Consider the following 12,778-nt stretch of genomic DNA (forward strand, 5'->3'; position numbering starts at 1 on the left):
ATGGCCACCATCAGCACTCCCGTGGCGAACGCAGGCAAGAAGCCCCGGCGCGGCGGGGCGCGGAGGATCACTCGCGCCCTCTCGGGCCAGAGCCTCGGGCTCTTCGCGGAGACGATCGTGGTGAGCTTGGCGGTCGCGCTCCTGGCCCTGCCCGGGGTGACCGCGCTGCCTGCCATGGCAGCGGGGGCGGCGCACCTGCGTCGCCACGTCGAGGGGGAGACGGACTCGCTCTTCGCCCTCGTCCGCGACTTCTGGCGTGCGCTCCGCGGTGGCTGGGCATGGGGAGTGCTCAGCGCGGCCGGGTTCGCCGCGATCACCATCACCCTGACCAGCCCGATGACAGCCGATATGCCGGGCGGCGAAGTCTTCCGCTGGGTGTCGGTCGCGTTCGGCGCGGTGGCTGCCGTCGTGCTCCTCAGGGCGACGACAGCGTGGCAACCCGACTCGCGGTGGAGCGTACTTGTTCGGACCGCCGCCGAGTCCGCGGCGAGGGACGTACGCGGTTCGCTTCTTCTGGTGCTCGCGCTCGGGCTCAGCTTCCTGATCGTGTGGATGTTCGCGCCGCTGGTCGTTCTTGTTCCAGGGCTGTTGGTGCTCGCTGCGCGGGCCGTGGAGATGCGGACGAGGTGATGATTGCCGCGGCTCGGCGGTCTGCCATCGGTCGCCGGAGAGATAGGCAGCTCGAGCACGGGATCGGCTCGAAGGACCGCGTGTGATCGAGTTCGTCGGTGCCACCCTGGTCGACGTCGCCCGAGCCGCCGGTGTCTCGCAGTCGACGGCGTCGCGAGTCCTCAACGGCTCAGCACGATCGGTGCTCCCGGAGAACGAAGAACGCGTGCGCGCAGCAGCCCAGCGACTCGGATACTCGGTAGATCTCCACGCTCAAGCAACCGCGCGACGCGACTCCACGATGGTCGCGATCGTCGTCGACTCGCTCACCGATCCGGAGTCCATGGAGATCGCGATGGGAATCCATGAGCGAGCTGAGCTGAATGGATACGCGGTTCGCGTCGCCGTCTGCCGGCTTGCGTCGGACGAGGGCCTTGCGGTGCTCCGCGCTGTCCGCGGGGAGAGGCCTCGCGGGATCTTCGTGATCGTGCCCAGAGACAAGACCATCCACGATGCCGTCAAGGCAGAGGTCGTGGAGTACCAATCACAGGGCGGTTCCGTGATCGTGATCGATCAGGCGGTGCGACGAGATCACTGCGCGGAGTCGTCCGGACGATGGCAATACGGTCGCCGCCTCGCCGCACGGATGCTCGCCGAGCGGTCTTCGAGCAGCCGATCCGATCGGAATCTGAAAGGACAATCGTGACAGACCACCCCTCACGCCCTCGACTCGGAATCCAGGGACCCGTCGTCGCATGGCAAGACCCGTGGGCGAAGGAAGAATCGGATGCAATCATGCGGACTGGCACCGGTGTGCGTCTCGACTCACAGGATCCGACGCCGACCGTCGCGGGATACCTCTCCCTACTTCGAGATCTGGGTGCCGACTTCCATGTCCACCACGTCATCCCCGGCCTCCAAGGCCAGGCGCAGATGTTGCACGACTCCGCTCGCGCCGGTCTCGACTTCGTCCTCGGCAACGAGTACGGGAACATCAACGGGCCGTTCGTGCCCGGGACCAACCGCTGGGACGTGCCGGCAGAGCTACTGGAAGATGCTGCGGCGACGGGCGGGCTCATCGGCGTACTCTACGATGAGCCGGAGCACCTCCAGATCAACGCAGATCAGTACCGGAAGGATGCCTTCCACCCGCATTTCGCCTCCACCGACGGGCTCGCGGCAGAAGCGGCCGCCGACCGCGTCGCGGATTCGGCCGCGGCGATCGTTCACGATGTGGACACCGCCACGACAGGTGCGGGTGCCCGTGTCCCCGTGCTGGCGGAGCAGGTGTTCCCTGTCCTCTTCCACACGCTCGCCCGCGGAGGGATGACGCCGACCCCGAAGATCATGAAGGAGTCGTTCCAACCCCTTCAACTCTCGACCGCCCTCGGTGCCGCCCTGCAGTACGGGCGCGACTTCTGGGTGTGTGCCGATCTGTGGGGTCCTGACGTCGGGCCGTGGTTCACACGCGCGCCGGGTTTCCCCGGTCACTCGCCGGCCGAGTATGCGTCCGCGCTCCGCATGGGGTATCTCTTCGCCCCGTCGCACCTCTTCACCGAGAACATCGATGTGCTCATCCATCACCGGGGCCACGATCGATTCGAGCGGACCGAGTTCGGAGACGTCTGGGACGAGTTCGTCCGCGACTTCATCCCGCGCACTCCTCTCGAATGGAGCTTCGCTGATGCCCGACCGGACATCGTCTTGATCCACGCAGAAGACAGCAACTTCGGACGCGGCACGCTGCCGTTCGGCAATCGCGGCGCCTCCGCCCCACAAGCGTCGAAGAGCGTCTTCGCCGCCTGGCACCTGCTGAGCCACGGATCGATACCGCCGGACGGGAGCTGCATGCACATCGACCGCTACACGTTCCCGCGCCATGCGCTCAACGGCATCCCGCGCTCCACCTTCCCGTTGAGCCAGGGCGCGGAAACCGTCACGCACACGCACCCGCTCTTCCATCCCGTCCGCAACACGCTCGTATTCGACGAGACGGTCACGCCTGACCGTCTGGGGGAGCCAGAGCTGATCGTCGTGGCTGGTACCCGGTTGCCCGCACGGACCCGTGACCTGTTGCGACGGCGTGCCGAGTCGGGCGCTGTCGTCGTCATCCCTCGGTGGCTGGCCGGTCCCACAGGGGGAGATCGTGAACGGGTCGGATCGGGCGCGTGGATCGTCTACGACGACCTGCTGCACGACGATGACGCGAAACTGGCGATCTCGACGCACCTCGGCTCGCCCGACCGCTGGACGCAGCGCTTCGGCGACACGGAGATCGTCTTCGAGGCGGCCGATGCTGACGGAGTGACGCTTCACGCGGAGGTAGTTGCTTCGCGTAGCGCGCGGGTCTGACGCCCTCGCCTGCCAGCAGGCTGGACCGTTCTCGGTACACGCCCCCGATGGTCATCCGTCCGATACGTACGGGCTTGCCTCGTCAGGAGATCGAGGGCGCCTCCCGTGCGATGCGCTGCAGGATGCGGTGCGCGAGCCGCATGAACTGCGCCGTGGCCGGTGAGATGGCGCCGCCCCGACGTGTCACGAAGGCGTAGTGCTCGACGATGGGCGGGTCCAGCGGCGCCCATGAGAGGCCGCGCGCCTTCATGAACGGGCGCCCGACGTGGAAGGAGACCAGGGAGTCCCCGACGCCCTGGGCGGCGAGTTCGAGTGCGTGGGTCTGGAACTCGACCTCGACGATCGGGTGAATGACGGCGCCCTCGCGCTGTGCGCGCTCGGTGAGGGACACACGCAGCGGGTCGTCGTGCGACCACCGCGCCTCGGACAGGATGAGGGGGCGCGAGGCGAGGGTCACGATGTCGATCGGCCCGACTGTGTGCTCTGGGTTCCGCGACACGTACACGGCCTGATCGCGGAACACCGAGGGCGTCAGCTCGAGTTCGCGGTCGTCGATCGGCAGCTGCACCAACCCGGCCTCGAGCCGCCCCTCGCGCACTTCGTCGGCCACCTCTGACGAGTTGAGTCCGACCACCTGGATGCGCACCGAGGGGTACAGCTCGTGGAACTCGCGGATCAGATCGGTGAGCAGATACAGGTGCGCGCTGTTGAAGGTGCCGAACGAAACGGTGCCCTCTTCGAGTGATCGCAGCCGCCTGCTCCACTCTGAGAGCTCCCGCGCATCGCTCAACGTGCGCTCGGCGAGGGGGAGCAGCTGCTTGCCTGCATCGGTCAGAAGCAGTCGTCGGGACGTCCGGGTGAAGAGCGTCACGCCGAGCGAGGTTTCCAGCACACTGATCTGCTCGGAGAGGCTGGGCTGCGCAATGTGATGCTCGGCCGCCGCTCCCGCGAACGTTCCGACACGGGCCGCCGAGACGAAGTACTCGAGTTGGCGGACGGTGGGAAGCGCCATCCTGGGCTCCTTTCTCAAGGTTCAACCTATGTCTACCATCTGAGACAAAGCATTGCCCTGCCTTTTCGGGCCTGGTGCACTGGGTTCCCAACAGCGAACAACGCAGCGAAAGGTCGGAACTTACATGCAGGGCACTCAGCGCACCGTCGTCGTCACGGGAGCAGCATCGGGGATGGGGCTGTCCACCGTCCAGACGTTCCTGCGCGCCGGATGGCGGGTCGTCGGCCTCGATGTCGTCGAGAGCGGCGTTGACGAGGCCGAGCCCGGGGCATACCTCTCCGCCGTCGTCGATGTGCGCTCCCGCGATGCCCTCGAGCGCGTCCTCGACGAGCTGCTGCCGGCCGGCGAGTCCATCCACGCAGTCGCGAACATCGCCGGCGTCTACCCTCCCACGAGCCTCGAGACCTACGACGAGGCGACCTACCGGCGGATCTTCGACATCAATGTGCTCGGCATCCTGAACGTGATCGCCGCGGCCCGCCCCCGGCTCGTCGACGGCTCGGCCGTCGTCAACTTCGCATCGGTGGACGCGTTCACCGTCTCGCCCGGCCAGTTGCTCTACGGCGCCTCGAAGGCTGCCGTCGTGATGCTCACGAAGGCTCTGGCCCTCGAGTTGGCCCCCGCGGGCATCCGGGTGAACGGCATCGCGCCGGGCTGGGTCGCGACGCCGGGAAATGCCGCCACAGGACGGATGGATGCCGCAGCTGCCGGCATCCCGCTCGGCAGGGTCGCACAGCCCGAAGAGATCGCGGACTGGGTGCTCCTGCTCTCCACGCCGAACGCGGTCGCGTTCATGACTGGTGAGACCGTCGTGCTCTCGGGCGGGGACGTGATCCGATGAGCGCCCCCGAGACAATCATCATCACTGGGGCCGCGCGCGGCCAGGGCGCCGCCCACGCCGCGCACCTCGCCCGCGGAGGAACCCGCGTCGTACTCACCGACGTGCTCGACGCCGAAGGCGAGAACACCGCCGCCGTGCTGCGGGCCTCCGGCGGCGATGCGGTGTACCGCCACCTCGACGTCACCGACGAGGAGTCGTGGGCGAAGCTCGCCGCCGAGCTCTCCGGCGCGAAGCACCGCGTGCGTGCGCTCGTGAACAACGCGGGGATCCTGCGCTACGGCGCGATCGCCGACACCAGCCTCGACAGCTGGCGGCTGCACGAGCGGGTGAACGTGCACGGGGCGTTCCTCGGCATCCGCGCCATCGCCCCGCTCCTGGTCACCGGCGGATCCATCGTCAACGTCTCGTCGACCGCCGCGCTCGTCGGCAGTGCCGGGTACAGCGCCTACGCGGCGTCGAAAGCCGCCGTGATCGCCCTCACCCGCGTCGCCGCCGTCGAGCTCGCACCACGCGCCCGCGTCAACGTCATCTGCCCCGGAGGCGTCGCCACCGCCATGAACGACGACGAGCCCGCCGGAGGGACGTCTTCGCTCACGCCGCTCGGCCGCCGCGCGCACGCCGACGAGATCTCGCCGCTGGTCGAATACCTGATCTCGCCTGCCGCGTCGTTCGTCACCGGCTCCGTCTTCACCATCGACGGAGGCCTCACCGCCGTCTGACCCGTCCCCGTCCGCCCTCGATCAGAAACCCGCACCACCCGCACCCACAGCACCACCCCCACAGAGAAGAGAACCCGATGAACACCCGCACCTTCCCGCGCCGAATGTCAGCCGCCATCGCCGGCCTGAGCCTCGCCGGCCTCGCACTCGCCGGATGCGCCAACGCGTCGGCATCCACCGTCGATGCGAGCTGCGAGCCCGCCCACGACGGCCTCACCACCTACACCGCCGGCACCCTCACCGTCGGCGTCCCCGAGAACCTGCCCTACACCCAGACGAAGGGGTCTGACGCGGCAGGGCTCGAGATCGACCTCGTCAAGAAGATCGCGGCGGCCGAGTGCCTGAACGTCGCATTCGTGCCGATCACGTACGCCAACGGCATCCCCATGATCAGCGAGCAGAAGAAGGCCGATCTCATCACGGGCGGCTGGTACGTCACCGAGGCCCGCGCCGAGCAGGTCGGGTTCACGGCCCCGACCTTCTACGACAGCATGGGCATCATCTCCAAGGACGGCCTCACCACGGTCACCGAGCTGGAGTCCGCCGGCGATGTCGGCAGCGTCGCCGGGTTCTCGTGGGAGGGCGACATGAGCGCCGTGCTCGGCGACCACCTGAAGACCTACCCGGGCACGGTCGAGACCAAGCAGGACCTCGTCAGCGGGCGTATCCAGGCCGCGCTCGACGGCTACGCGGTCGCCACGGTCGCCTACGCGGGCACCGACTACAAGGTCGAGCCGGCCGAGGTCGACGAGCGGATCGGCATCACCACCTCGATGCCGATCATCGCGTTCCCCATCGCCAAGGAGAACACCGCGCTCTCGGATGCGATCAGCGAGTACATCGACCAGTTCCGCGAGGACGGAACGCTCGAGGAGGTGCTGGCCGACTACGACCTCCCGGCCAGCCTGCTCGTACCGGCCGACGTCGCCGAGACCTCCATCCGCTGACAGGATCCGGGCGCCGGCGAGATGCCGGCGCCCGGCACCATTCCCGAGGAGTCCCCATGAACCCCGGACTGATCACCCAGAGCAACGCGATCGCCCATGCGGGTGTCGAGATCTCGCACCTGTCCAAGAGCTACGGCGACAACCTCGTGCTCGACGACATCTCCATCTCGGTCAAACCCGGCAGCGTCACCGCGCTGATCGGCCCCTCCGGCTCCGGCAAGAGCACGCTGCTGCGCTGCGTCAACCTGCTGGAGACGCCCGACAAGGGCACCATCACCGTCGGCACTCAGACCATCGAGGCCGGCCGCAAGGTCAAGGACCGAGAGCTGCTCGAGCTGCGCCGGCAGGTCGGCATGGTCTTCCAATCGTTCAACCTGTTCCCGCACTTCTCGGTCTTGCGAAACGTCGCCTTCCCTCAGGAGAAAATCCTCGGCCGCAGTCGCGAAGAGGCCGAGGCCCGCGCCCTGACGCTGCTCGAGCGCGTCGGCTTGAAGGACAAGGCTCACCAGCACCCGAGCCGGTGCTCCGGCGGCCAGCAGCAGCGCATCGCGATCGTCCGGGCGCTCGCGCTCGACCCCCGCGCGATGCTCTTCGACGAGCCCACGAGCGCGCTCGACCCCGAGGTCGGCATCGAGGTGCTCGCGGTGATGCGCGAGCTCGCCGACGCGGGCATGACGATGATCGTGGTGACCCACGAGATGTCGTTCGCCCGCGACGTGGGGGACCATCTCGTGGTGATGGCTGACGGTCACATCATCGAGGAGGGCGACCCTGCCCGGATCATGGCCGACCCCCGCGAGGAGCGCACCCGCCGCTTCCTCAGCGCCGTGCTGGATCGCTGACATGCAGGACGCACTGCTCGCCGTCCTCATGGGACTGCCGATGACGCTGCTCGTGACGGCCCTGGCCTTCGTGATCGGCGCGATCGGCGGCATCCCGATCATGCTCGGCCTGCGGTCGAAGTGGGCGCCGCTGCGCGCGACCGTCCGCTTCGTCGTCGACCTGGTCCGCGGCATCCCGCCCATCGTCTGGCTGTTCCTCATCTATTTCGGAGTCCAGATCGGCTCGATCCGGCTCGACTCGCTCACCGCCGCAGTCATCGGCCTCGGGATCATCTCGAGCGCTTACCTCGCCGAGATCTACCGCGGCGGCTTCACGACGCTCCCGCGTGGGCAGGGCGAAGCGGCGGCCGCGCTCGGCCTCGGCTCTCGCACCACGTTCGGCAGGATCCTCGCGCCGCAGGCGCTGCGCACCGCGCTCCCGTCGATCACCACGTTCCTGCTGTCGCTGCTGAAGGACTCGTCGATCGCCTCCACGATCGGGGTGGCCGACATGGTGTTCGCGGCGAACATGTTCGCCCGTCAGAACCCCGCGACGGCCGGCATCCTGCCGTTCTTCATCGCCGCGGCGGTGTACCTGATCGTCAGCATCCCGATCGCGATCGCGGCGCGACGACTCGATACGCGACTGAGGAAGGCGCAGTGATGGACATCGTCGAATACCTCCCGCGACTCCTTCAAGGACTCGTCGTGAGCCTGCAGCTCACGGTGCTCTCCGTCGTCTTCGGCTACGCGATCGGCCTCGTCTTCGCGCTGGGGGTGAGTTCGGTGCGGCCGTGGCTGCGCTGGCCCGCGCTCATCGTCGTCGAGATCGGCCGCGGCATCCCGGCCCTCGTCGTGCTGTACATCGTGTACTTCGGACTCCCGGCCCTCGGCATCCTGTTCGAGAACTTCAGGGCGGCCGTGATCGGCCTTACCTTCTCGGCGGGCGCGTACTCGTCCGAGATGATCCGCGCCGGCATCCAGTCGGTGCCGCGCGGGCAGACCGAGGCGTCGTCCGCTCTGGGGCTTCCCCGCTCCACATCGTTCACACGCATTGTGTTGCCGCAGGGGCTGAGATCGGCGATCCCGGCGCTCATGGGCCTCGCGATCATGTCGTTCCAGGCGACATCGCTCGCCTACTCGATCTCGGTCAACGAACTGATGAGCCAGGCATACCAGATCAGCAACATCACCTTCGAGTACCTGACCGTGTACGCCGTCACCGGCCTGATCGACGCCGCGATCGCGGTCCCCGCTACCTGGTTGTCGGTGGGCGTCGAACGTCGTCTGTCGCGCGCGCACGCCTGAACACGCCGGTTCACGGATGCTGCACCCCAACGCTCGGGCGGGGTGCGGCATCCGTGTTTCCCACCTCGAACTAACCATAGGAAGAACCTTGATCTCTCATCAGAGACTGAGTCTTTCCCTCTGCCACACACGCTCATAACGTCGTTCACAAGCACGAACACCCCAAAACGAAGGAAACGACATGACCCGCTACGCGGTTATCGGCGCCGGCGCCGCCGGCATCTCGGCCCTGCAGCAGCTGCGCCAGGCCGGGTACGAAGCCGACTGCTTCGAGAAGACCGACCGGGTCGGTGGCCACTGGCACACCGACTACGACGCCCTGCACCTGATCACCTCGCGCGACATGACGCACTTCGAGGACTTCCCGATGCCGGCCGGCTACCCGCACTTCCCGCGCCGCGACCAGGTGCGCGAGTACATCGAGTCGTACGCCCGGCACCACGGCCTCTACGACGTGATCCGGTTCAACACCGCCGTCGTCTCGGTCACGCCCATCGCCACCGACGGCCCCGTCGGATCGGCCGGCTGGACCGTGACCCTCGACACCGGCGAGCGCATCGACTACGACGGCGTGCTGGTCGGCAACGGGCACCTGTGGGACCAGAAGACACCCGCGGTCGCGGCCGACTTCACCGGCACGCAGGTGCACTCCGGGTCGTACCGCAACACCGGCGACATCGACGGCACGCGCGTGCTCGTCGTCGGCGCCGGCAACTCCGGCTGCGATCTCGCGGTCGACGCCGCCCAGCACCGCTACGACGTCGACATCGTGATCCGCGAGGGCACCTACTTCCAGCCGAAGTCGTACTTCGGCGTCCCGCGGCAGGAGGTCGCCTGGCTGGCCGAATTCGCGCCCGATGAGCAGGACCTCATCTCGCGGCTGCTGGCTCGCGTCTCGATCGGCGAGGCCAAGGACTACCCGGGACTTCCCGTGCCGAAGCACCGCACCCTCGCCGAGGGCAGCACGGTCGTCAACAGCCTGCTGCTCTACTGGCTGCAGCACGGCCGCGTCACGGTGCGCCCCGGCATCGAGCGCATCGCCGGCGCCACCGTGCACTTCACCGACGGCACTGCCCGCGAGTACGACACGATCCTGTGGGCGACGGGCTTCCACTCGAGCCTGCCGTTCCTGGCCGACGAGCTCGTCGAGCGCCGTTACGGCGCGCCGCTCCGCTACGCCGGAGGCGTCGTCCCGAAGGGCCTCGAGAAGCTCTACTACATCGGCATGGCGGCCCCGCGAGGCCCGCAGATCCCGGTCTACGGGGTGCAGGCGAAGCTCGCCATCCGCATGATCGCGCTGCACGAGGCGGCCGACGGCGGCTTCGCCGGCGTCGCGGCGTACCTCGGTGGCCTGCAGGACGACGAACACCGCATCGACATCGTGCGCGCGATCTGGAACGACCAGATGGCCGACACCGAGCGGCTGCTCGACGCTTTCGCCGCCGCCCGCGAGACGGAAGCCCGCGAGAGCCACCCGGTGCCCGAGGCGGTGGCGTGATGGACCCGCATGACGCGTCGGCGATCGAGGACCAGTGGGGCCCCATCACCGAGGCTGTCGTCGTCCTCGGCTACGACTGACCGACGCCCGCCTGTCAGACCCACCGATCCGATCGATACGAAGAAGGCAACTGCAATGACGCTCACCGCCCCCATCCCGATCATCACCTCGCCGCTCGCCTCTGCGCGGCGCCAGCTCTCGGACGCCGCCGCGTACCTCGAGCTCGACCACGGCCTCTACGAGATGCTCGCCCGGCCCCGCCGCGAGATGACCGTCAGCGTGCCACTGCGGCGCGACGACGGGTCGATCGTGCTGTACACGGGCCACCGTGTGCAGCACAACCTGTCGCGCGGCCCCGCCAAGGGCGGCATCCGCTTCAGCCCCGGCGTCGACCTCGATGAGGTGCGCGCTCTGGCGATGTGGATGACGTGGAAGTGCGCGCTGGTCGACATCCCCTACGGCGGGGCGAAGGGTGGCGTCACGATCGACCCGAGATCGCACTCGCAGGCCGAGCTCGAACGGGTCACCCGCCGCTACGCCAGCGAGCTGGGCGAGTTCATCGGCCCCGAGCGCGACATCCCGGCACCCGACATCGGCACGGACGAGCAGACCATGGCCTGGATCATGGACACCGTCTCCACCGGCCGCGGCGTCACCCTCCCGGGCACCGTCACCGGTAAGCCGCTGGCGCTCGGGGGATCCCTCGGCCGCGCCGACGCCACGTCCGTGGGCGTGACCGTGGTCGCCCTCGAGGCGCTGAGCTCCTACGGGCTGCTCCCATATCGCCCGACCGCCGCGGTGCAGGGCTTCGGGAAGGTCGGTGCCGGCGCGGCGCGCCTGCTCGCGGCATCCGGAGTCCGTGTCGTCGCGGTGAGCGACCAGTACGGAGCGCTCCACGCTGACGGCGGGCTCGACATCGACGCCCTCGAGACGCATGTCGCCCGCACCGGATCGGTGGTCGGGTTCGCCGGCGGCCAGCCGATCGACGGCGCGGAGCTGCTCGAGTTGCGCGTAGACGTGCTCGCACCGTGCGCCGTGGAGGGAGTGCTGCACGCCGGCAACGCCCACCGCGTCCAGGCGCGCATTGTCGTCGAAGGGGCCAACGGCCCGACGACGCCCGAAGCCGACGACGTGTTCCGCGAGCGCGGCATCGTCGTCGTCCCCGACATCCTCGCGAATGCCGGTGGCGTCATCGTCAGCTACTTCGAGTGGGCGCAGGCCAATCAGGCCTACCGCTGGACGAGCCGCGAGGTCGAGGAGCGCCTCCGGGAACGGATGTCGGAGAGCTGGGCGCACGTGCACACCCAGTCGCAGCGCACCGGACGCTCCCTCCGCCAGACGGCGACCGTGATCGCCGTCGAGCGCGTCGCCGACGCCCACCGCCTGCGCGGCCTGTACCCGTGATCACCATCCCCGCAAGGAGTCCTTCGTCCATGACACCCACCGCCAACGCGCGTGCCCTGCAGCTCATCGATGACGAGCTGAGCGGCGTGATCGGCCATCTCGCATCCGAGCGCGCGGACCGAATCGCCGCGCTCGCCGCCGAAATCCAGGGTGCCCGCCGCGTGTTCGTGCTCGGGCTCGGCCGGTCCGGCCTCGCGCTCGAGATGACAGGCATGCGCCTCATGCACCTCGGTCTCACCGTCCACATCGTCGGCGACGCCACGACCCCCGCCATCGGCGTCGGCGACGTGCTCCTCGCCGCGAGCGGCTCCGGCACCACCGGCGGCATCGTGCGAGCGGCAGAGAACGCGGTCTCCGCCGGCGCGCGCGTGGTCGCGATCACCGCGAACGCGGACTCGCCGCTGGCGGCAGCATCCGCCGCCACCGTCGTGGTGCCGGCGGCGGGCAAGCTCGACCGCTCCGGAGCGGCCTCGGCGCAGTACGCCGGAAGTCTCTTCGAGCAGTCCGTCGTCGTGATCGGTGACGCCGTCTTCCACACGCTGTGGCTCGCCTCGGGCGCCACCGCCGACGACCTGTGGCCCCGCCACGCGAACCTCGAATGACCGCAGCAAACGAAAGGAACCCTATGAAGCTGCAATTCGCCATCGACACCCTGACCACCGAGCACGCGCTCGCGCTCGCCGCGCAGGCCGCGCCGCACGTCGACATCCTCGAGCTCGGCACCCCGCTCATCAAGAGCGAGGGCCTCTCCGCGATCACCGCCATCAAGCAGGCGCACCCCGACAAGGTCGTCTTCGCCGACCTGAAGACGATGGATGCCGGAGAGCTCGAGGCCGACATCGCGTTCGGCGCCGGTGCCGACCTCGTCACCGTTCTCGGCTCGGCCGACGACAGCACCATCGCCGGCGCTGTCAAGGCGGCGAAGAAGCACGGCAAGGGGGTCGTGGTCGATCTCATCGGCGTCGCCGACAAGCCGACCCGCGCGAAGGAGGTGGTGGGCCTCGGCGCCGAGTTCGTCGAGATGCACGCCGGCCTCGATGAGCAGGCTCAGCCCGGTTACTCGCTCGACAGCCTGTTGCGCGACGGTGAGGCCGGGGGAGTGCCGTTCTCGGTCGCCGGAGGTGTGAACGTCTCGAGCATCGGTGCGGTGCAGGCCTCGGGTGCGCGCATCGCCGTGGCCGGCAGCGCGATTTACAGTGCCGACAACGTGGCTGAGGCCGCGGCGCTCCTTCGCGCCGGCATCACCGCGTGATCCGCGCGGGGTCGG

14 protein-coding genes are annotated in these 12,778 nt (G+C 68.7%); 13 read left to right on the forward strand and 1 reads right to left on the reverse strand.

Annotated elements, in window-relative coordinates; genetic code table 11:
* From IM770_RS00265 to IM770_RS00275, 3 genes are all read left to right on the forward strand, one after another.
* The gene (locus IM770_RS00265; protein WP_239065591.1) at window positions 1-630 is read left to right on the forward strand and encodes a hypothetical protein; all 630 of its coding nucleotides are present in this window, start codon (window positions 1-3) and stop codon (window positions 628-630) included.
* An 82-nt stretch (window positions 631-712) separates the two neighbouring features.
* The gene (locus IM770_RS00270) at window positions 713-1,315 is read left to right on the forward strand and encodes a LacI family DNA-binding transcriptional regulator (RefSeq protein WP_203579154.1); all 603 of its coding nucleotides are present in this window, start codon (window positions 713-715) and stop codon (window positions 1,313-1,315) included.
* 89 nt (window positions 1,316-1,404) lie between these two features.
* A complete protein-coding gene (locus tag IM770_RS00275) occupies window positions 1,405-2,961 on the forward strand; it encodes a hypothetical protein (RefSeq protein ID WP_203579155.1) in 1,557 nt (518 codons plus the stop codon).
* 82 nt (window positions 2,962-3,043) lie between these two features.
* Here IM770_RS00275 and IM770_RS00280 read toward each other — a convergent pair whose 3' ends face one another.
* Entirely contained in the window at window positions 3,044-3,973 is a 930-nt protein-coding gene (locus IM770_RS00280; protein ID WP_203579156.1) for a LysR family transcriptional regulator, read from the reverse strand.
* A gap of 124 nt (window positions 3,974-4,097) precedes the next feature.
* Here IM770_RS00280 and IM770_RS00285 point away from each other — a divergent pair, with 124 nt between their 5' ends.
* The 10 genes from IM770_RS00285 (at window position 4,098) to hxlA (ending at window position 12,763) form a co-directional block, all read left to right on the forward strand.
* Entirely contained in the window at window positions 4,098-4,814 is a 717-nt protein-coding gene (locus IM770_RS00285) for an SDR family NAD(P)-dependent oxidoreductase (RefSeq protein ID WP_203579157.1), read from the forward strand.
* Window positions 4,811-5,533 carry an SDR family NAD(P)-dependent oxidoreductase gene (locus tag IM770_RS00290; RefSeq protein WP_203579158.1) on the forward strand — a complete coding sequence of 241 codons (723 nt, stop codon included), beginning with the start codon at window positions 4,811-4,813 and terminating at the stop codon, window positions 5,531-5,533. Before IM770_RS00285 ends, IM770_RS00290 begins: the two co-directional genes overlap by 4 nt.
* 77 nt (window positions 5,534-5,610) lie before the next feature.
* Entirely contained in the window at window positions 5,611-6,480 is an 870-nt protein-coding gene (locus IM770_RS00295) for a substrate-binding periplasmic protein (protein WP_203579159.1), read from the forward strand.
* A 56-nt stretch (window positions 6,481-6,536) separates the two neighbouring features.
* Window positions 6,537-7,322, forward strand: a complete 786-nt coding sequence (locus tag IM770_RS00300; RefSeq protein ID WP_203579160.1) for an amino acid ABC transporter ATP-binding protein — start codon at window positions 6,537-6,539, stop codon at window positions 7,320-7,322.
* Window position 7,323: 1 nt separating this feature from the next.
* Window positions 7,324-7,965 (forward strand): amino acid ABC transporter permease, encoded by a 642-nt coding sequence (locus IM770_RS00305; protein ID WP_203579161.1) that lies wholly within the window; start codon window positions 7,324-7,326, stop codon window positions 7,963-7,965.
* Window positions 7,965-8,609, forward strand: a complete 645-nt coding sequence (locus IM770_RS00310; protein WP_203579162.1) for an amino acid ABC transporter permease — start codon at window positions 7,965-7,967, stop codon at window positions 8,607-8,609. The genes IM770_RS00305 and IM770_RS00310 overlap by 1 nt, the downstream gene beginning before the upstream one ends.
* Before the next feature lie 181 nt (window positions 8,610-8,790).
* Complete coding sequence (locus IM770_RS00315; protein ID WP_203579163.1) at window positions 8,791-10,107, forward strand: flavin-containing monooxygenase; 1,317 nt, start codon at window positions 8,791-8,793, stop codon at window positions 10,105-10,107.
* 135 nt (window positions 10,108-10,242) lie between these two features.
* Window positions 10,243-11,511 carry a Glu/Leu/Phe/Val family dehydrogenase gene (locus IM770_RS00320; protein ID WP_203579164.1) on the forward strand — a complete coding sequence of 423 codons (1,269 nt, stop codon included), beginning with the start codon at window positions 10,243-10,245 and terminating at the stop codon, window positions 11,509-11,511.
* Between the two features lie 29 nt (window positions 11,512-11,540).
* Window positions 11,541-12,113 (forward strand): 6-phospho-3-hexuloisomerase, encoded by a 573-nt coding sequence (hxlB, locus tag IM770_RS00325; RefSeq protein WP_203579165.1) that lies wholly within the window; start codon window positions 11,541-11,543, stop codon window positions 12,111-12,113.
* A 23-nt stretch (window positions 12,114-12,136) separates the two neighbouring features.
* Window positions 12,137-12,763: a 3-hexulose-6-phosphate synthase gene (hxlA, locus tag IM770_RS00330; RefSeq protein WP_203579166.1), complete on the forward strand. Its 627-nt coding sequence runs from the start codon at window positions 12,137-12,139 to the stop codon at window positions 12,761-12,763.
* Window positions 12,764-12,778: the final 15 nt, after the last annotated feature.

Source organism: Microbacterium hibisci (assembly GCF_015278255.1).
GTDB classification, from domain to species: domain Bacteria; phylum Actinomycetota; class Actinomycetes; order Actinomycetales; family Microbacteriaceae; genus Microbacterium; species Microbacterium hibisci.

Bases quoted from the DNA above. Each gene is read 5' to 3' on its own strand.
- IM770_RS00265 (WP_239065591.1), top strand. From the start codon at position 1: ATGGCCACCATCAGCACTCCCGTGGCGAACGCAGGCAAGAAGCCCCGG.
- IM770_RS00275 (WP_203579155.1), top strand. From the start codon at position 1,405: ATGCGGACTGGCACCGGTGTGCGTCTCGACTCACAGGATCCGACGCCG.
- IM770_RS00280 (WP_203579156.1), bottom strand. From the start codon at position 3,973: ATGGCGCTTCCCACCGTCCGCCAACTCGAGTACTTCGTCTCGGCGGCC.
- IM770_RS00285 (WP_203579157.1), top strand. From the start codon at position 4,098: ATGCAGGGCACTCAGCGCACCGTCGTCGTCACGGGAGCAGCATCGGGG.
- IM770_RS00290 (WP_203579158.1), top strand. From the start codon at position 4,811: ATGAGCGCCCCCGAGACAATCATCATCACTGGGGCCGCGCGCGGCCAG.
- IM770_RS00295 (WP_203579159.1), top strand. From the start codon at position 5,611: ATGAACACCCGCACCTTCCCGCGCCGAATGTCAGCCGCCATCGCCGGC.
- IM770_RS00300 (WP_203579160.1), top strand. From the start codon at position 6,537: ATGAACCCCGGACTGATCACCCAGAGCAACGCGATCGCCCATGCGGGT.
- IM770_RS00305 (WP_203579161.1), top strand. From the start codon at position 7,324: ATGCAGGACGCACTGCTCGCCGTCCTCATGGGACTGCCGATGACGCTG.
- IM770_RS00310 (WP_203579162.1), top strand. From the start codon at position 7,965: ATGGACATCGTCGAATACCTCCCGCGACTCCTTCAAGGACTCGTCGTG.
- IM770_RS00315 (WP_203579163.1), top strand. From the start codon at position 8,791: ATGACCCGCTACGCGGTTATCGGCGCCGGCGCCGCCGGCATCTCGGCC.
- IM770_RS00320 (WP_203579164.1), top strand. From the start codon at position 10,243: ATGACGCTCACCGCCCCCATCCCGATCATCACCTCGCCGCTCGCCTCT.
- hxlB (WP_203579165.1), top strand. From the start codon at position 11,541: ATGACACCCACCGCCAACGCGCGTGCCCTGCAGCTCATCGATGACGAG.
- hxlA (WP_203579166.1), top strand. From the start codon at position 12,137: ATGAAGCTGCAATTCGCCATCGACACCCTGACCACCGAGCACGCGCTC.